Below are 587 nucleotides of genomic sequence, written 5' to 3'. Positions count from 1 at the left end.
TGATTCTGGCCCCGTAACAGATGCAATTGATAACGGCAGCCAAGCTCGCTGGCCAGATGTGGCTCGGGTATCTCGCCGGCAATGAGCTCGGTGCGGGTCTGCCCGGCGGCGCGGTATTGATAGACCAGATTCAGGGCCAGCCCCAAGGCTTGCCAGCGTAATTGCAGACGCTCGGTAACCAGCGCCAGCTCTTCCGGCGTCAGTGGTTTAAAGGCGGTCAGCAACACCACAGGTGCAAACCAATCCAAGCATAAGTGCTCGCTGCCTGGATAACGGCCACCGCGACCATGAAACAAACGGCCACACTCATCGCCTGGTATCAGGTCTGTGATGGCTTCCAAAAATAACTGCATGAAATCCTCAACCTCTTATTTCTGCCTTTATTCGGCATCGGATGCCGCTTCTTTATCGGCATTTTCCCGCACGGCAATACTGGCATCGTCCGAGAGCAAGATTGCCAGCCAACTGCCACTCTGGCTCGATTCCAGAGCTATCTTGACTATCATGGTGAGCGGCACGGACAGCAACATGCCGACCGAGCCCACGAGACTCCTGAGCATCCCGTATGCCGTCTTCTGCTTGAAAAA

The 587-nt window shown here is 55.5% G+C and carries 1 protein-coding gene; it reads right to left on the bottom strand.

Going from position 1 to position 587, the window contains the following annotated elements:
• Positions 1–353: class I SAM-dependent methyltransferase (locus tag K5R16_RS22080; RefSeq protein WP_220740556.1), on the bottom strand; the 353-nt coding region annotated here is incomplete at its 3' end.
• Positions 354–587 lie beyond the last annotated feature (234 nt).

This window comes from Shewanella sp. c952 (assembly GCF_019654975.1).
In the GTDB taxonomy this organism is placed as follows: domain Bacteria; phylum Pseudomonadota; class Gammaproteobacteria; order Enterobacterales; family Shewanellaceae; genus Shewanella.
The sequence above is the reverse complement of the archived record's forward strand: the minus strand, read 5'-3'. Positions and strand labels throughout refer to the sequence as shown.